The sequence below is a fragment of the Nocardioides sp. Root140 genome (genome assembly GCF_001426745.1).
Taxonomy (GTDB): Bacteria; Actinomycetota; Actinomycetes; order Propionibacteriales; family Nocardioidaceae; genus Nocardioides.
Genome location: NZ_LMFI01000002.1, coordinates 74,150 through 88,300, shown reverse-complemented (window position 1 = coordinate 88,300; position 14,151 = coordinate 74,150). Strand labels below are relative to the sequence as shown.

Sequence of the window (14,151 nt, the reverse complement as noted above, 5' to 3'; positions counted from 1 at the left end):
GCCTCAGTCGTTCTTGATCTCTTGGATGATCTTCGCGCCGAGCTCTCGCTGGAGGAGCTCGGCGGCCGACAGCCCGGAGCTGTCGATGTCGGGGTCGTCGCGGCTGACGTCGGCGTCCGCGGCCCCGTGGTCGGGTGCGGCCTTGGGCTCCGCGGCACCCGAACGGGTCGGCTGGATGGCCTCCCGGGCGGCTGCCACCGCGCTCGGGGACACGGCCTCGGCTGTCGGGGCCTCCGCGGCCTCCGGGGGCGGGCCGGCTTCGGGCACCGGCGTCGACGGGTCGGCCCACGGCGGCGGCGCATCCGGTGCTGCCTGCGCCGCGTCGCCACCGAACGGGTCGCCCTGCGGCTGACTGGCTGCCTGCTGCTGCTCGGGCGCGGGGTCCGTGCGCGACGGGGCCTGTGGGGCGGCTGGCCCTGCCCCCTGCGCCTGGGCACCCGGGTCGACGATCGCCTCGATGCGCCAGTCGGTGCCGATCACGTCGATCGCCGCCTGGCGGACGATCTCGTCGCTGCCACCGTTGACGAACGACTCCCGGGCACCGGAGTTGGTGAACCCGAGCGTCAGCGTCTTGCCGTCGACCGCCACGACCTGCGAGTTCTGAGTGAGGTGGATCCAGGTGACGCGCCGCTTGAGCTTGGCCGCCTCGACCACGTCGGGCCACAGCCGGCGTACGTCACCCAGGCTGAGCCCGCCGCTCGGCGCCGCCGGCGCGGCCGAAGGCGGCTCGGGCGCAGCGGGCTCCGGCGCAGCGGGCTCCGGCGCAGCGGGCTCGGGCGCCACAGACGGAGCGGCCGGGGCAACGGATTCGGGGGTCGGCTCCGGCACGACGGGAGCCGACGCTGCCGGCGCCGGCGCGGAAGTCTCAGGCGTGGGCTCGGAAAGGACAGGCGCCCGCTGCTGGTCGCGGGCCGCAGGGCCGGACGGCGGAGTGGCCGGCTGGGTCGTCGCGATGTTGGCGGCGGCGGCTGCTTCGCCGGGAGCCCCGGAGGCCGGCTGCGGCGTCGCGGCGCGCGCGGCAGGCGCATCGCCGGAAGCCCCGGAGGACTGCACGGGCGCAGGACCGGCAGGCACGCCACCCGTGATGTCGACGCGCCGCTCGAGACGGTCGAGTCGCGCCATGAGCCCGTCGGTCGAGTGGTCGGCCCCGGGCAGCAGCACGCGGGCGCAGATCAGCTCGAGCAGGAGTCGGGGCGCGGTGGCGCCGCGCATCTCGGTCAGGCCGGTGGCGAACAGGTCGGCCGCCCGGCTGAGCCCCGCGACGCCGTACCGGCTGGCCTGGGCGGTGAGGCGCTCGGCGGCGTCCTCGGGGACGTCGATCAGGCCGGTCGTGGACGCGTCGGGCACCGCCGCGATGATCACCAGGTCGCGCAGCCGGCGCAGGAGGTCCTCGGTGAATCGGCGCGGGTCCTGGCCGGTCTCGATCACCTTGTCGACGACGCCGAAGACGGAGGCACCGTCACCGGCGGAGAAGGCGTCGATCACCTCGTCGAGCAGGGAGTCGGGCGTGTAGCCGAGCAGGCCGGTGGCCAGCGCGTGGGTGACACCCTCGGGCCCGGCGCCGCCGAGCAGCTGGTCGAGCACCGACATGGTGTCTCGAGCCGACCCGGCGCCGGCGCGCACGACCAGCGGCAGCGCGGCGGGCTCGATCGAGACACCCTCCTTCTCGCAGAGCTCGCCGAGGTACGCCGAGAGCAGGCGCGGCGGGATCAGCCGGAACGGGTAGTGGTGGGTGCGCGAGCGGATGGTCGGGATGACCTTCTCGGGCTCGGTGGTGGCGAAGATGAACCGCAGGTGGGGCGGCGGCTCCTCGACCAGCTTCAGCAGGGCGTTGAAGCCCTGCGGGGAGACCATGTGGGCCTCGTCGATGATGTAGACCTTGTAGCGGCTCTTCACCGGGGCGAAGAACGCCTTCTCGCGCAGGTCACGGGCGTCGTCGACACCACCGTGGGAGGCGGCGTCGATCTCGATCACGTCGATGGACCCGGGGCCACCGCGAGCCAGGTCGCGACACGAGTCGCACTCGCCGCACGGGTCGGCGATCGGGGCCTTCTCGCAGTTCAGTGCGCGGGCCAGGATGCGTGCCGACGTGGTCTTGCCGCACCCCCGTGGACCGGAGAACAGATAGGCGTGGTTGACCCGGTTGTTCGCGAGGGCAGCGCGCAGCGGCTCGGTGACGTGCTCCTGGCCGATGACCTCGGCGAACGTCTCGGGCCGGTAGCGGCGATAGAGGGCGAGGGGTGCTTCCACGTTGTGAACCCTAACCACCTGCCCCGACAGCCGAAAGGCGGACTGCTCGGCCGGCTCGGTCCGGGGTCAGAACTTGTGGAACCAGCGGTCGGGTTGGAGGCGTACGCCGGGGCAGGTCACGTTGACGTCGCGGCTGTCCTGGACCCATTGCCCGAACACCGCGTCGCCGCCCTGGAAGGACCATTCCGCCCCGCACCGGGCGCGTGCGGCGGACTCCGAGGTGATCCCTGCGGGCCGCCACTCGGGAGCGTCGAAGGCCAGGTCACCGACGATCCTGCTCCACATCGACGGAAGTGAGTAGAAGCCGACGCGCACCCCGCGGTCGCCGTACCCGCGCACTGCTCCTTCGACGACTGCCGCGTTGGCCTGCTTGTCGTTGCTCCACTCGAAGAGCGGCACCGGCTCCACGTCGAGCCACACGATCGGGCTCTCGAGGCCGGCGTCGGACATCGTGACGAGGTTGAACAGCGCGGACTGGTACCCGACGTTCTTCAGGGCGCCGAGGCGGGTGCTGCCGTCGTACGGCCCCTCGTCAGAGAGCTTCTCGAGGGTGGCTGCGTCGGGGTAGCTGACGATCGCGTACGCCGCCGCGAGCAGCTTGCGGTCCCGGACCCAGGCGACCTGGTCGGCCAGGCACGGGTTGCGGGTGAACGACGGGCTGTTGGTGAGGCCGATGATGACGAACTGCGCGGTCTCGAGCGGCATCGGCTGGCCCTGCCCGCGCTTCTCGGGGATGCCGACGCCCTCAGGACACTGCGGCCAGCTGACGTCGGCCCCGCGCAGGTGGTCGAGGCGACGCTTGGCCTTGGCGTTGTAGTCGTCGACGATCGAGGCGAGGTCGCTCGGCACGAGGTTCTCCGTGGGTGCCGTCGTGGCGGGCAGGTCCTCGGTGCGTACGGCGTCCGGCGGCGGCGTGCTCGACGCCCGAGCAGAGCCGGTGGGCGACTCCGACGAGGCGTCACCGTCGTCCGAGCAGGACGACAGCGCCAAGCCGAGCGCTCCGACGAGCAGGAGCGAGAGGCCGCGTCGTCGGAAGTCCATCCGGTGAGGATAGGCGGCGTCGACGAGTCGGGGCGGGCCCGGGAACGAAAAGGCCCCCCGCGCACCCGACAGAGCTCACCTGCCCTTGCTGCCTTCCGGCCCTGGGGGAGTTCAGCGAGATGCCGCCACGCGGGGGGTTGCGGAGAGTCTAGGTCAGCGCCTCCGCGAGGGCCAAAGCGGCCGCACACGTCGGCCGGATTTCTCCCCATCGTGAGTCACCGGTAATCTCCTCCGCGGAGGTATCGCCTAGTGGCCTATGGCGCTCGCTTGGAAAGCGGGTTGGGTTAACGCCCTCGGGGGTTCGAATCCCCCTACCTCCGCCACCTGGACGCCCGGACTGCTCGCAGTCCGGGCGTTCTTGCACTTGTGCGCCCCTGTTGACACTTTGCCCCCTGCCGGTCGGGAGCGAAGTGTCATGGACGGCGCGTTACATGCGGGGTGAGGCGCGGGTCAGGGGCGGCGGGCGGTCAACGGGCGCAGCAGCAGGGCCAGCCCCAGCAGTCCGCCGGCGCCGATCCCCCACCACAGCACGCGATCGCGTCCCTCGGCGAAGTCGTCGTGCTGTGCCCGCGGCCGCGGGGCCTGGTACGCCAGCCGCTCACGGTCGCCGGCACCGCGAAGGGATCCGTCGGCCGCGACGTCGAGCACGGCGGTCAGCGCCTCGTGCGGCTGGATCATGCCGTGCCCGTCGAGGGCACTGTCGCGGTAGCCGCCCTGCGCGGTGACCTCGATGCGGGTCTTGACCTGGGCCGGAGTGAGGTCGGGGTCGCGTTGCAGGATCAGCGCCGCCAGACCCGACACCTCGGCGGCCGCCCAGCTCGACGCGGTCTCGGAGATGTCGCAGACGATGCCGTCGAGCATCACCGACCGCAGGCCGACGACGGGCGCGGAGACGTCGATCTCGGGCCCGGTCAGCACCGACTCGGCAGTCATCGCCAGGCTCGCGTCGCGGGCGGTCACCGCGATCACCTCGTCGAGACTCGCCGGGAACAGCACCTCGTCGAGCACCGAGCCCGGCGCGCCCTCGTCGGTCTGCGTCTCGCCGTCGACCGAAGGTCGGTTGCCGGCCGCGGCCACGACGACGAAGCCCGCCTCGACCGCCTTGTCGAGCGCGGACGTGATCGCGGGGTGTGGGGACGTGAAACCGAGCGACAGGTTGATCACCCGGACGTTGCCGGGGTGGGCCACCACCCACTCGATCGCCGAGGCGACGGCGTCGGGCGACACCGACCCTGACCGGGGGTCGTCGGGCTCGGGCTCGGAGGAGCTGACCCGCACCGAGACGATGTCGGCGTCGGGCGCCAGGCCGGTGGCGTCGCCGCGTCCGGCGATCAGGCCGGCCACGATCGTGCCGTGCCCGTCCTTGACCGCACCCTTGCCTGCGAAGGACGCGCCTTCGCGGGCCACCAGGTCCGTGCCGGACTGCACGCCGGAGTCGATGACCGCGACGCCCACGCCGGCGCCGGTGGCCAGCTCGTGCACGTCGTCGAGGCGCAGCGACCGGAGGGCGGCGTTCTCCTCGTCGTCACGCGGGCTGACATCGGTGGAACGCGCGTCGTCGCCCGGGGACGACGTGGTGCACACCGTGCTGTCGGCGTACGCCGGCACGGGCGCGAGCACCACGGACGACGCGAGCAGGGCCGTGGCGAGCAGGCTCAGCCGTCGCATCGCGCCATGCCGCGGGGATCCGGAGCCCGTCGGGCCGCCTCCTGTGACAGCTCCGGGCCGCAGTCGAACCCCTCGGTCCACGCATCGGGGACCGTGGGCGGGTCGTAGTCGGCGTACCCGAACATCTTCGCCGCCAGCCCCGCCTCACCGCCGAGGCGGTAGCGGGTGGCGTTCATGTCGATCAGCACCGGCGACCCGCCGGTGGCGTCACCGAACTGGCCGACGTTGACGTAGGCGCCGTAGGACGGCTCGACCGACACGTTCTCCATGCCGGGGTCGAGTGCCTCGGCGCTCTCGTCCTCGGAGGGATCGCTGGCCAGCAGGACCCGGGCCGGCTCTCCGGCATCGGACTCGAGCAGCGCACACGCCTCGTCGGCCTGGAGCGGGGTGGGCAGCGTGGCCGGCCAGTCGGCCAGATCGTCGGGGGTCGCCCCGGAGAGTCCCTCGATGTCCGCGGGCTCGCCGACATCGGACACTGCACCGTAGACCCGCTCGGAGAACTCGGTGAGCAGCAACGGCTCGTCGGGGCCGAGGAGGTACACCTGGCCAGAGCTGGGGTTGCGGGCCAGGTCGCCGACCTTCAGCCTGCGCGCCCCGGCCCCGACGTCGTAGGTGATCCGGGGCGAACCGGACGGGAGCCCGAAGCTGGCCCGGGTCAGGGCCGGGGCCTCAGGGAACAGGTTGATCCAGCGGGTCGAGACCGCGAACTCGGCACCGACCAGACCGAGGTCGCCGAGCAACGGGCCGGCCACCGAGCGGGCGCCGAGCTCATAACGGAAGTAGCCGTTCTCTGCCTCCGCCGAGGGCGCCACGAGATAGAGGGTCTCGCGGGACCTGCCGGTGCGCACGACGGCCACCATCGCCTCGCCCGGCGTCGGGGTCGCGGTGGGGTGGTCGCCGATGTGCAGCTGGCTGGCCGCCTCGGGAGTGGTGCACGCGGTCCAGTTGGTCGAGCGCAGGAAGTCGGGGTCGGGCACTCCGTCGGGGGCACCGTAGATGCCGATCTGGGCGGCCAGCGGCTGGTCGTTGATCAGCTCCTGCCGGACCACCTTGGGCTCGGAGTCGCCGATCAGCAGCTTGGCGGAGACCGGGTTCAGGACCGGGTGGAGGTCCCCGCCCTCGGTGAGGACGACGTAGCGACTGCCCTCCTCCTTGGAGATCACCACGCCGGGGTCGAGCCAGTCGGACGGCGAGCGGCCGCCGCCCAGGATGGCGGCCAGTGCCGCGCCGGCGACCAGCAGGACGCCGAGGGCCAGTCCGCCGATCACCACCCGGGACTGGCGGACCGGTTCGACCTCGCGCCCACCCGGGACGCCGCTGACGAAGGCGGTGACGAGGCGCCGGCGGCTGAAGGCGTGTGCCTCAACCAGGTCACGCTTGGTGGACACCGCGCATCACCCGCGCAGCTGCTCGAACAGGCCGCTGGCCAGGACCAGCAGGGGGATCAACGACAGCAGCGCAGCAACCTCGGCCAGGTCGCCCAGTCGGCCACGGCGCACCGATGCCGACGACGGGACCAGCGTGCTGGCCAGGAGTACGGCGGCACCGGCGGCAAGCACCACGGCCTCGGTCGCTCGCCAGTCGGGGTGCAGCACCAGCGTCGCCGCAGCGGTCGAGACCAGGCCGAGGGTGCCGGCGACCAGCCCGGCGAGCACCTCGGTGCCGGAGAGGTACTGACGGGTGCGCAGCATCACCACGGCGGACGCTGCCACGGCGAGCAGCGTGCCGGCGAGGCCGAGCGAGACGGCCAGCGGGGCACACAGCACGAGGAGTGCCCCGACCGCCGCGGTGACGGCGAGCAGGATCTCGTGGCCGAGCCGGGCGTCGTCGCGCACCGTCTCGGGGTCGATCGAGGTGGGGTCGCGGGTGATGTCGGCCTCGGAGTAGAGCTGCTGCACACGGGTGCGCGTGACACCGAGGGCCAGCCACGGCAGCACGCTGCCGGCCATCACGACCAGGGCGAGCACGATCGTGAACGCCTTCGCGGCGTCCAGGTCGGCGGCCTCGGAGACGAGCCCCACCACCGCGAACACGCTGCCCACCACGACGGTCGGGATGACCAGTGCGCGCCCCTCGGCCAGGCCGACCAGGGCGACGCCTCCGGCGACCAGGGCACCGAGACCGGCCGCGGCCAGCGGCGTGCCGAGCAGGCTCGCGTCGGGCACCAGCATCAGGCCCGCCACGGCGCCGTACGCCGCACCCATCCAGGCCAGGCAGACCGCGGCCTCACGTTCGCGCTGCGCGTGGCTGAGCACGATCGCGCCGACCACGAGGAGTGCGGAGATGATGCCGGCCGCGGCGGCGGCGACGTCGGAGCCCCGCTGCATCAGGACGGCGAGGCCGCCGACGGCGAGCAGCAGGGCCGAGGCCACCAGGGCGGTCCGCCGACCGGCTGCGGGCTGCCACGGCTCGAGGTCGCGTTCGACGGCATCGGCCATCGCCTCGACCACGTCGTCGTAGACCCGTGGCGGCGCATCGTCGACACCGGCCGCGACCGTCAGCAGGCCGCCGTCCTCGACACCCTGCATGGTCAGGCCGGCGTCGTTGACCAGCTCGCGACCGTCACCGGTGACGACGCGGTAGCCGCCGTGCACGGTCGAGGAGTCGAGGAGTCCCACGCTGCGGGCCAGCTCGGGCACGAGCTCCGCCACCGGGATGGACCCGGGCAGCACCAGGTCGACGCGGCGGGTGCCGGAGGCGACCGTGACCCGGACCAGGCCGGACGTGCTCGCGGGAGTCGCGGCTTGGGACATCCTCTCTCCCCAGTTCTGTGCTCGGAGCGGGCTGATCGGCGTACGCGGACGGGCCGCGGGTGCAGCCTACCGTCGTCGGAACGTCCGCCCCGGCACCTGACTCCGAGCGCGCTCAGGCTCCTCGGAAGCGCCGCGCGTTGCGGGCCTCGGCGGCCTGGTACTCGGAGTTGGACAGCCCGACGGTCAGGCCGACGTCCTGGAGCACCTCCTTCATGTCGTTCATCGCGGCATCCCACGCGGTGCGCGCCTCGTTGAAGGCCAGCGACGCGTCACCGGTCCACTGGTCGGCCCGGCCCAGCATCCGCCGCTCCATCGCGTCGAGCTTCTCCTCGATGTCGATCGCGCGGTTCTTGATGTAGGCCGCGGCACCGTCGAGTGCCTCGTATCCGACTGCAATGTTCTCGCCCATGTCTCATCTCCTCCGTCGGGTCGGCAGCTCAAAGCTTGCCGTCTTGGTAGCGGTTGAGGCCGCTGGCCACGATGTCTTCGGTCTCGGTGTAGGTGGCCTCGGTGCCGGTCAGGCTGGCGTGGAAGTTGCCCATCGCCCCCACCACTCGGTCAGCGGTGTGCTGCCAGGCCTGGATCGCACCCTGGAACGCGGTGCCACCGCGGCCCTGCCACGAGCCGTTCAGGGCGTCGAGGCGACTGCGCAGCTCGGAGATGATGCCCTGCAGGTCGAGCTTGGTGCCCTCGACGTCGTGGGCCGCCTCGGCGAGGACCACGTCTGTTGTCTTGTACCCGGATCCGGGTGTGCTCATCGGGATTCCTTCCGTCTTCCGGCGACCCGGTGCGGGTGCCGACGGGGAAGGTCTGCCCGGGCCCCCACCCGGAAAACGGCGAATGTGGGTTGTCCACAGGCCACGCCTGAGAACGCCCGATTTCAGCGCGTGAAGGGGATCTCCCAGACGATCCTGACCAGACCGCTGGCCACCACCAGGGAGCCGATCGCCAGGACGCCGACGACCGTCTCGGCCCATTCCGCACGGCGGGCCCATCGCGCCGAGCGCCAGCCGCGGCCGGTCGCCACCGCAGCCAGCAGCGTGCCGAGACCGAGGACCAGGCAGGCCAGCGCGACGTACAGGAGCGAGCGGTGCGACAGCGTGGTCGCGACGTCGAGCACGAGCACGGCCCAGGCGAAGAGGCCGGCGCAACGCAGGAGCCCCCGGGCCCGCGGGTGCCGGAAGCTGCGGGCGGCCAGCAACAGGCCGGCTCCGGCGAAGAGGACCAGGCACCGGGCGCCCGGCCGGTCGACGTCGTACGTCGCCGAGCGCAGCAGGTTCGGCGCGGCGAACACCGTCACCACCAGGATCGCGGCGGCCGACGCATCGACGACGCGGGCGCCACGAGCGAGGATCGCCACGACTGCCGGCTGCTTGATCATCAGGCTGCCGCGCCCGGCAAGGGCCTTGTCGCGGGCCGACCAGGCCGAGACCGCGAGGCGGTCCAGGTCGAGGAGCACCTGGTCGGGAACGTTCACGGCCAGGCCGGCCACCGACCGGGTGGCGAGCAGGGCGACCACGAGCAGTGCGGCCCAGGCGACCTGCGGGTCGAAGCCGGCCAGGACACAGCTTCCGGAGACTGCGAAGACGCCGACCCCGCTGGCGATCCAGACCTGCTGCACGACGGCCGGGCCGGCACCGCCGGCGCATCCCACGGCGGCCGTGACGGCGGCGCCGAGGCCGGCGATGCCGAAGGTCAACGGAAGGGTCGACGGCGACGGGTCCCAGGCCGGGACCCACGCCGCGGCGGCACCGAAGGCCGGCGCGGCCACCGCGCGCTGGTCGACGAACCGCCCGAGCGGCAGTACGCCGACCGCGGCCGTGGCGGCGAGCAGCACGAGGGTCGCCTCACGCAGGCCATCGGACTCGGTGTGCGCGGCAAGCAGTCCGGCCAGGCCCGCGGCGAGCGTGGCCAGGAGGACAGGGAGCACCGACCGACCCGGCGTGGCCAGGCTGGAGTCGTCGACCGGTGACGGGTGACGAGTGGTCGGACCGGTGGGCAGGGGACCGTCGAGGGCCACCAGCATCGCCCCGGACCGCAGGCCGGCAAGGGCGATCGGAGTGGTCGGAGCCAGGGCCGTTCCGGTGGTGGTGAACAGGGCCGGCGCGTGCTGGAGCCCGCACTGCACGGCGTACTCCCGCGCCACGTCGCCGGCCGAGGCCGCGTTGGGGACCACGAGGTCCACGGCACCGGAGGGTCCGTGCACCGTCATGGCCACGGTGTCCGCGACGTCCGCTTCCGACACGACGCACTCCCTTCGGCTGTTGCCGGAAGGGTAGTACGAGCGCTCGACGTCCCGTACCCGTCAGTCATTGCCTCTAGGATCGTCGAGACCGAGCCACGCTTTCTCAACCACACGTTCTTCAATCAGACTTTTCGGGGGGATGCCGCCGTGACGACGCTCCGCAGTGGACACCGGCTCGACCCGCCGGAGGTGCCCACCGGGAAGGTCGCGCTCCAGGCCCCGCCGGAGCTGGAGCCCCACGAGGGCGCCGGCAACGCCATGATGATGGCGATCCCGCTGCTGGGCAGCGTCGGTTCGATCCTGGTGCTGGCCACGATGAGCGGCGACGACGGCGGGGGAAGCAAGCGGCTGGTCGCCGGTGGCCTGTTCCTCTTCGCCACCCTCGGCTTCATCGTCCTCCAGATCGACCGGCAGCGGAAACAGCGCCAGCAGAAGGTCGGCGGGTCGCGGACCGAGTACCTCCGCTACCTGGCGGGAGTCCGCGAGGTGGCCCGAGACGCAGCCGACAAGCAGCGCGCGGCGTTGAACTGGCACCACCCCGACCCGTCGGCCCTGCCGTCGATCGCCGAGGACCGGCTCCGCCTGTGGGAGCACACGCCCTCCGACGACCGTTTCCTCCACGTCCGCTACGGACTCTCCTCCCAGCCTCTCTGCCTCGAGCTCGTGCCGCCCGAGAGCGCACCCATCGAGCAGGTCGACCCGGCAGCGGCGTCCGCACTGCACCGACTCCTCGCCGTACACCGGGTGCAGCCGAACCTCCCGGCCTCCGTCGACCTGGCCGCGTTCGACCGCATCGAGTTGACCGGACCGGCGCCGGCGGCACGGGCCCTCGCCCGGGCGATGATCTGCTCCGCGACCGCCTTCCACAGCCCCGACCACCTGATCGTCGCCGTGCTCTGCAGCGCCCACCGCCTGGCCGAGTGGGACTGGCTGAAGTGGCTCCCCCACTCGTTGAGCAGCCAGCAGGGTGACGCCGTCGGCCCCCGCCGCATGGTCACGACCTCCCTCGACGACCTCGGCTCCATGCTTCCGCCGGACCTCTCCGAGCGTCCCCGCTTCGGCGCCGACGAGGGGGTGTCCACACCCCACATCGTGCTCGTCATCGACGGGGCCCTCCTGCCACCCGGCAACCACGTCATCCCGCCCGACGGGCTGCACGGCGTCACCCTGATCGACCTCCCCGAGCGCTGGGACGAGCTCGACGACCCGACCCGGCTGCGCCTCGACTTCGCCGCCCGACCTGCCGTCGGCGGCCGGCTCCCGATCAACGCGCTGCGGGTGCGGGCCGACCCGATGGCCGGTCTCGCCGACCAGATGGACCTCGCCACCGCGGAGGCCTTCGCCCGTCGACTGGCCCCGCTCAACAGGGTCGCGATCGGCGCCGAGGGCGGCACCGAGTCCGCCGGCCCGACCGACTTCATGGACCTGCTCGGCCTCGGCGACGTCTTCTCGTTCGACACCCGTGCCTCGTGGCGCCAGCGTCCCGCCCGCGACCGGCTCCGTGTGCCGATCGGCGTCATGGACAACGGGTCGCCCGTGCACCTCGACCTCAAGGAGTCCGCCCAGCAGGGCATGGGTCCCCACGGTCTGGTCATCGGCGCCACCGGCTCGGGCAAGTCCGAGTTCCTGCGCACGCTCGTGCTCGGTCTCGCGATGACCCACTCCCCCGAGCAGCTCAACATGGTGCTGGTGGACTTCAAGGGCGGCGCGACCTTCGCCGGCATGTCCGGCATGCCGCACGTCTCGGCGGTGATCACCAACCTGGCCGAGGAGCTCACCCTCGTCGACCGCATGCAGGACGCACTCTCCGGCGAGATGGTACGGCGCCAGGAGATCCTGCGCGCCGCCGGCAACTTCGCCTCGATCCGCGACTACGAGAAGGCGCGCGCGGCCGGTGAGGACCTTCCCGCGATGCCGTCCCTGTTCATCGTGGTCGACGAGTTCTCCGAGCTGCTCACGGCCAAGCCCGAGTTCATCGACCTGTTCGTCGCGGTCGGACGGCTCGGTCGTTCCCTGGGCCTCCACCTGCTGCTGGCCAGCCAGCGACTCGAGGAGGGTCGGCTGCGCGGGCTCGAGTCGCACCTCTCCTACCGGGTCGGCCTGCGCACGTTCTCGGCCGTGGAGTCGCGCACGGTGCTCGGCGTACCCGACGCCTATGAGCTGCCCGCCGTGCCCGGCCTCGGCTACCTCAAGCCCGACCAGTCGACCCTGTTGCGGTTCAAGGCCGCCTACGTGTCAGGTGCACCGTCCGGGCGGGCCCGGATCCGCCGCGACGAGGGCGGCAACCTGCGCGGCATTCTCCCGTTCACGATCGCCGAGGTGCAGTCACTCGAGCCGGCCGACGACGACGTCGAGGCGAGCCCGGCTCCGATGCCCCCACAGGGCGAGCAGGACTCCCTGCTCGACATCGCCGTCGACAAGATGGTCGGCGAGGGCAAGCCTGCCCACCAGGTCTGGCTGCCGCCGCTCGACGTCCCCGACACCCTCGACCAGCTGATGGGCGACCTCACCGAGCACCCGGACCTCGGGCTGACCAGCCGGTTGTGGCGCTCCGTGGGTGGCCTGACCATCCCGATCGGCACCGTCGACCGCCCCCGTGAGCAGCGCCGCGACACGATGACGGTCAGCCTCACCGGCGCGGCCGGCCACGCGGCCGTCGTCGGCGGCCCCCGCAGCGGCAAGAGCACCCTGCTCCGCACGATGGTGACCAGCCTCGCGTTGACCACCACGCCGCTCGAGAGCCAGTTCTTCGTCCTCGACTTCGGCGGCGGCAGCTTTGCCCCGCTCACCGACCTGCCCCACGTCGCAGGCATCGGCACCCGTTCCGAGCCCGACGTCGTACGCCGCATCGTGGCCGAGGTGAAGGGCGTCGTCGACCGGCGCGAGGCCTGGTTCCGCGAGCAGGGCATCGACTCGATCGAGACCTACCGCAGCCGACGTGCCCAGGGCCGCGCCGACGACGGGTACGGCGACGTGTTCCTGGTCGTCGACGGGTGGAGCACCCTGCGCTCCGACTTCGACGACATCGAGCTGGAGCTCCAGGCGCTGGCCCAACGCGGGCTCACGTTCGGCGTGCACCTCCTCGTCGCGGCCGGACGCTGGGCCGACTTCCGGGCGGCGCTGCGCGACATCTTCGGCACCCGGCTCGAGCTGCGCCTGGGCGACCCGCTCGACTCCGAGATCGACCGCAAGGCGGCCCAGCTGGTGCCCGCCTCACGCCCCGGGCGTGGCCTGTTGACGGGCAAGCTGCACTTCCTCGGCGCCCTGCCCCGCATCGACGGCGTCGCCGACGGAACCACGCTCGGCGACGGGATCGAGTCGCTGGTCCGTCGCTCGACCGCGGCCTGGCGCGGACCGGCCGGGCCGAAGGTGCGCCTGCTGCCGTCGAAGATCACCCTGGACCAGCTGCGCGAGCAGGCCGGGGACTCCGCCGCGCGCTCGCTGCTGCTCGGCGTCAACGAGAAGGAGCTGGCCCCGGTCATGCTCGACCCCGACACCGAGCCGCACCTGCTGGTGCTCGGCGACGGCCAGTCGGGCAAGAGCGCGCTGCTCCGGTCGATCGTGCAGGAGATCGTGCGCACGAAGTCGCCCAGGGAGGCCCAGATCATCGCGGTCGACTACCGGCGCTCGCTGCTCGGCGAGATCCCCGAGGACTACAACCTCGACTACCTCACCAGCGCGACCCAGGCGACGCCCGCGCTCAAGGACCTCGCGGCCTACCTCACCAACCGGTTGCCCGGGCCCGACGTGACGCCCGACCAGCTGCGCAACCGGTCGTGGTGGACCGGCGCCGACGCCTACGTGCTGGTCGACGACTACGACCTGGTCGCCACCCAGCAGGGATCACCGGTGCACGCGCTGGCCCCGCTGCTGGCCCAGGCCCGTGACACCGGCTTCCACCTCATCGTCACCCGTCGCTCCGGTGGCGCCTCACGGGCGATGTACGACCCGGTCATCCAGACCCTCCGTGACCTGGCCATGCCGGGCATCATGCTGTCCGGCAACCCCGAGGAGGGCGCCCTGCTCGGCAACCTGCGGCCCACGCCCTCGCCGCCGGGCCGGGGTCGCCTGATCACACGCGACCAGGGCGTCGAGGCCGTTCAGCTCGCCTGGACCGACCCCACGAGTTGACCTGTCGCCAGTTTCGGTCGACCCGTCGCCAGTTTCTGCGCCGTGCGGAAACTGGCGACAGGT

Annotated in this window: 9 protein-coding genes, 1 tRNA gene and 1 other RNA gene; 2 read left to right on the top strand and 9 right to left on the bottom strand. The window is 72.4% G+C overall.

Features of this window, described 5'->3' with window-relative positions; translation table 11 throughout:
• Positions 1 to 3 precede the first annotated feature (3 nt).
• The 3 genes from ASD30_RS07995 to ffs all read right to left on the bottom strand — a co-directional run bounded on the left by ASD30_RS07995 (position 4) and on the right by ffs (position 3,430).
• The gene (locus ASD30_RS07995; RefSeq protein ID WP_414858566.1) at positions 4 to 2,280 is read right to left on the bottom strand and encodes a DNA polymerase III subunit gamma and tau; all 2,277 of its coding nucleotides are present in this window, start codon (positions 2,278 to 2,280) and stop codon (positions 4 to 6) included.
• 36 nt (positions 2,281 to 2,316) lie between these two features.
• The gene (locus ASD30_RS07990) at positions 2,317 to 3,291 is read right to left on the bottom strand and encodes a hypothetical protein (protein WP_056679736.1); all 975 of its coding nucleotides are present in this window, start codon (positions 3,289 to 3,291) and stop codon (positions 2,317 to 2,319) included.
• A 48-nt stretch (positions 3,292 to 3,339) separates the two neighbouring features.
• An RNA gene (gene ffs, locus ASD30_RS25980) (signal recognition particle sRNA small type) lies at positions 3,340 to 3,430 on the bottom strand.
• A gap of 96 nt (positions 3,431 to 3,526) precedes the next feature.
• Here ffs and ASD30_RS07985 point away from each other — a divergent pair.
• Positions 3,527 to 3,614 (top strand) — tRNA-Ser (locus ASD30_RS07985).
• Between the two features lie 127 nt (positions 3,615 to 3,741).
• Here the strand turns inward: ASD30_RS07985 and ASD30_RS07980 are convergent.
• From ASD30_RS07980 to ASD30_RS26855, 6 genes are all read right to left on the bottom strand, one after another.
• Complete coding sequence (locus ASD30_RS07980) at positions 3,742 to 4,959, bottom strand: S8 family serine peptidase (RefSeq protein WP_056679733.1); 1,218 nt, start codon at positions 4,957 to 4,959, stop codon at positions 3,742 to 3,744.
• Positions 4,947 to 6,347, bottom strand: coding sequence for a type VII secretion protein EccB (locus tag ASD30_RS07975; protein WP_056679731.1), 1,401 nt, complete (start codon positions 6,345 to 6,347; stop codon positions 4,947 to 4,949). The genes ASD30_RS07980 and ASD30_RS07975 overlap by 13 nt, the downstream gene beginning before the upstream one ends.
• 6 nt (positions 6,348 to 6,353) lie before the next feature.
• Complete coding sequence (eccD, locus tag ASD30_RS07970; protein ID WP_056679728.1) at positions 6,354 to 7,712, bottom strand: type VII secretion integral membrane protein EccD; 1,359 nt, start codon at positions 7,710 to 7,712, stop codon at positions 6,354 to 6,356.
• Positions 7,713 to 7,824: 112 nt separating this feature from the next.
• Positions 7,825 to 8,121 carry a WXG100 family type VII secretion target gene (locus tag ASD30_RS07965; RefSeq protein ID WP_056679725.1) on the bottom strand — a complete coding sequence of 99 codons (297 nt, stop codon included), beginning with the start codon at positions 8,119 to 8,121 and terminating at the stop codon, positions 7,825 to 7,827.
• A 28-nt stretch (positions 8,122 to 8,149) separates the two neighbouring features.
• The gene (locus ASD30_RS26860) at positions 8,150 to 8,470 is read right to left on the bottom strand and encodes a WXG100 family type VII secretion target (RefSeq protein WP_162250924.1); all 321 of its coding nucleotides are present in this window, start codon (positions 8,468 to 8,470) and stop codon (positions 8,150 to 8,152) included.
• A gap of 122 nt (positions 8,471 to 8,592) precedes the next feature.
• The gene (locus tag ASD30_RS26855) at positions 8,593 to 9,957 is read right to left on the bottom strand and encodes a hypothetical protein (protein ID WP_056679720.1); all 1,365 of its coding nucleotides are present in this window, start codon (positions 9,955 to 9,957) and stop codon (positions 8,593 to 8,595) included.
• Between the two features lie 147 nt (positions 9,958 to 10,104).
• Here ASD30_RS26855 and eccCa point away from each other — a divergent pair, with 147 nt between their 5' ends.
• Entirely contained in the window at positions 10,105 to 14,088 is a 3,984-nt protein-coding gene (gene eccCa / locus ASD30_RS07950) for a type VII secretion protein EccCa (protein WP_056679717.1), read from the top strand.
• Positions 14,089 to 14,151 lie beyond the last annotated feature (63 nt).

Excerpts from the sequence above, each read along its gene's own strand:
- ASD30_RS07990 (WP_056679736.1), bottom strand. The coding sequence starts at position 3,291 with ATGGACTTCCGACGACGCGGCCTCTCGCTCCTGCTCGTCGGAGCGCTC.
- ASD30_RS07980 (WP_056679733.1), bottom strand. The coding sequence starts at position 4,959 with ATGCGACGGCTGAGCCTGCTCGCCACGGCCCTGCTCGCGTCGTCCGTG.
- eccD (WP_056679728.1), bottom strand. The coding sequence starts at position 7,712 with ATGTCCCAAGCCGCGACTCCCGCGAGCACGTCCGGCCTGGTCCGGGTC.
- ASD30_RS07965 (WP_056679725.1), bottom strand. The coding sequence starts at position 8,121 with ATGGGCGAGAACATTGCAGTCGGATACGAGGCACTCGACGGTGCCGCG.
- ASD30_RS26860 (WP_162250924.1), bottom strand. The coding sequence starts at position 8,470 with ATGAGCACACCCGGATCCGGGTACAAGACAACAGACGTGGTCCTCGCC.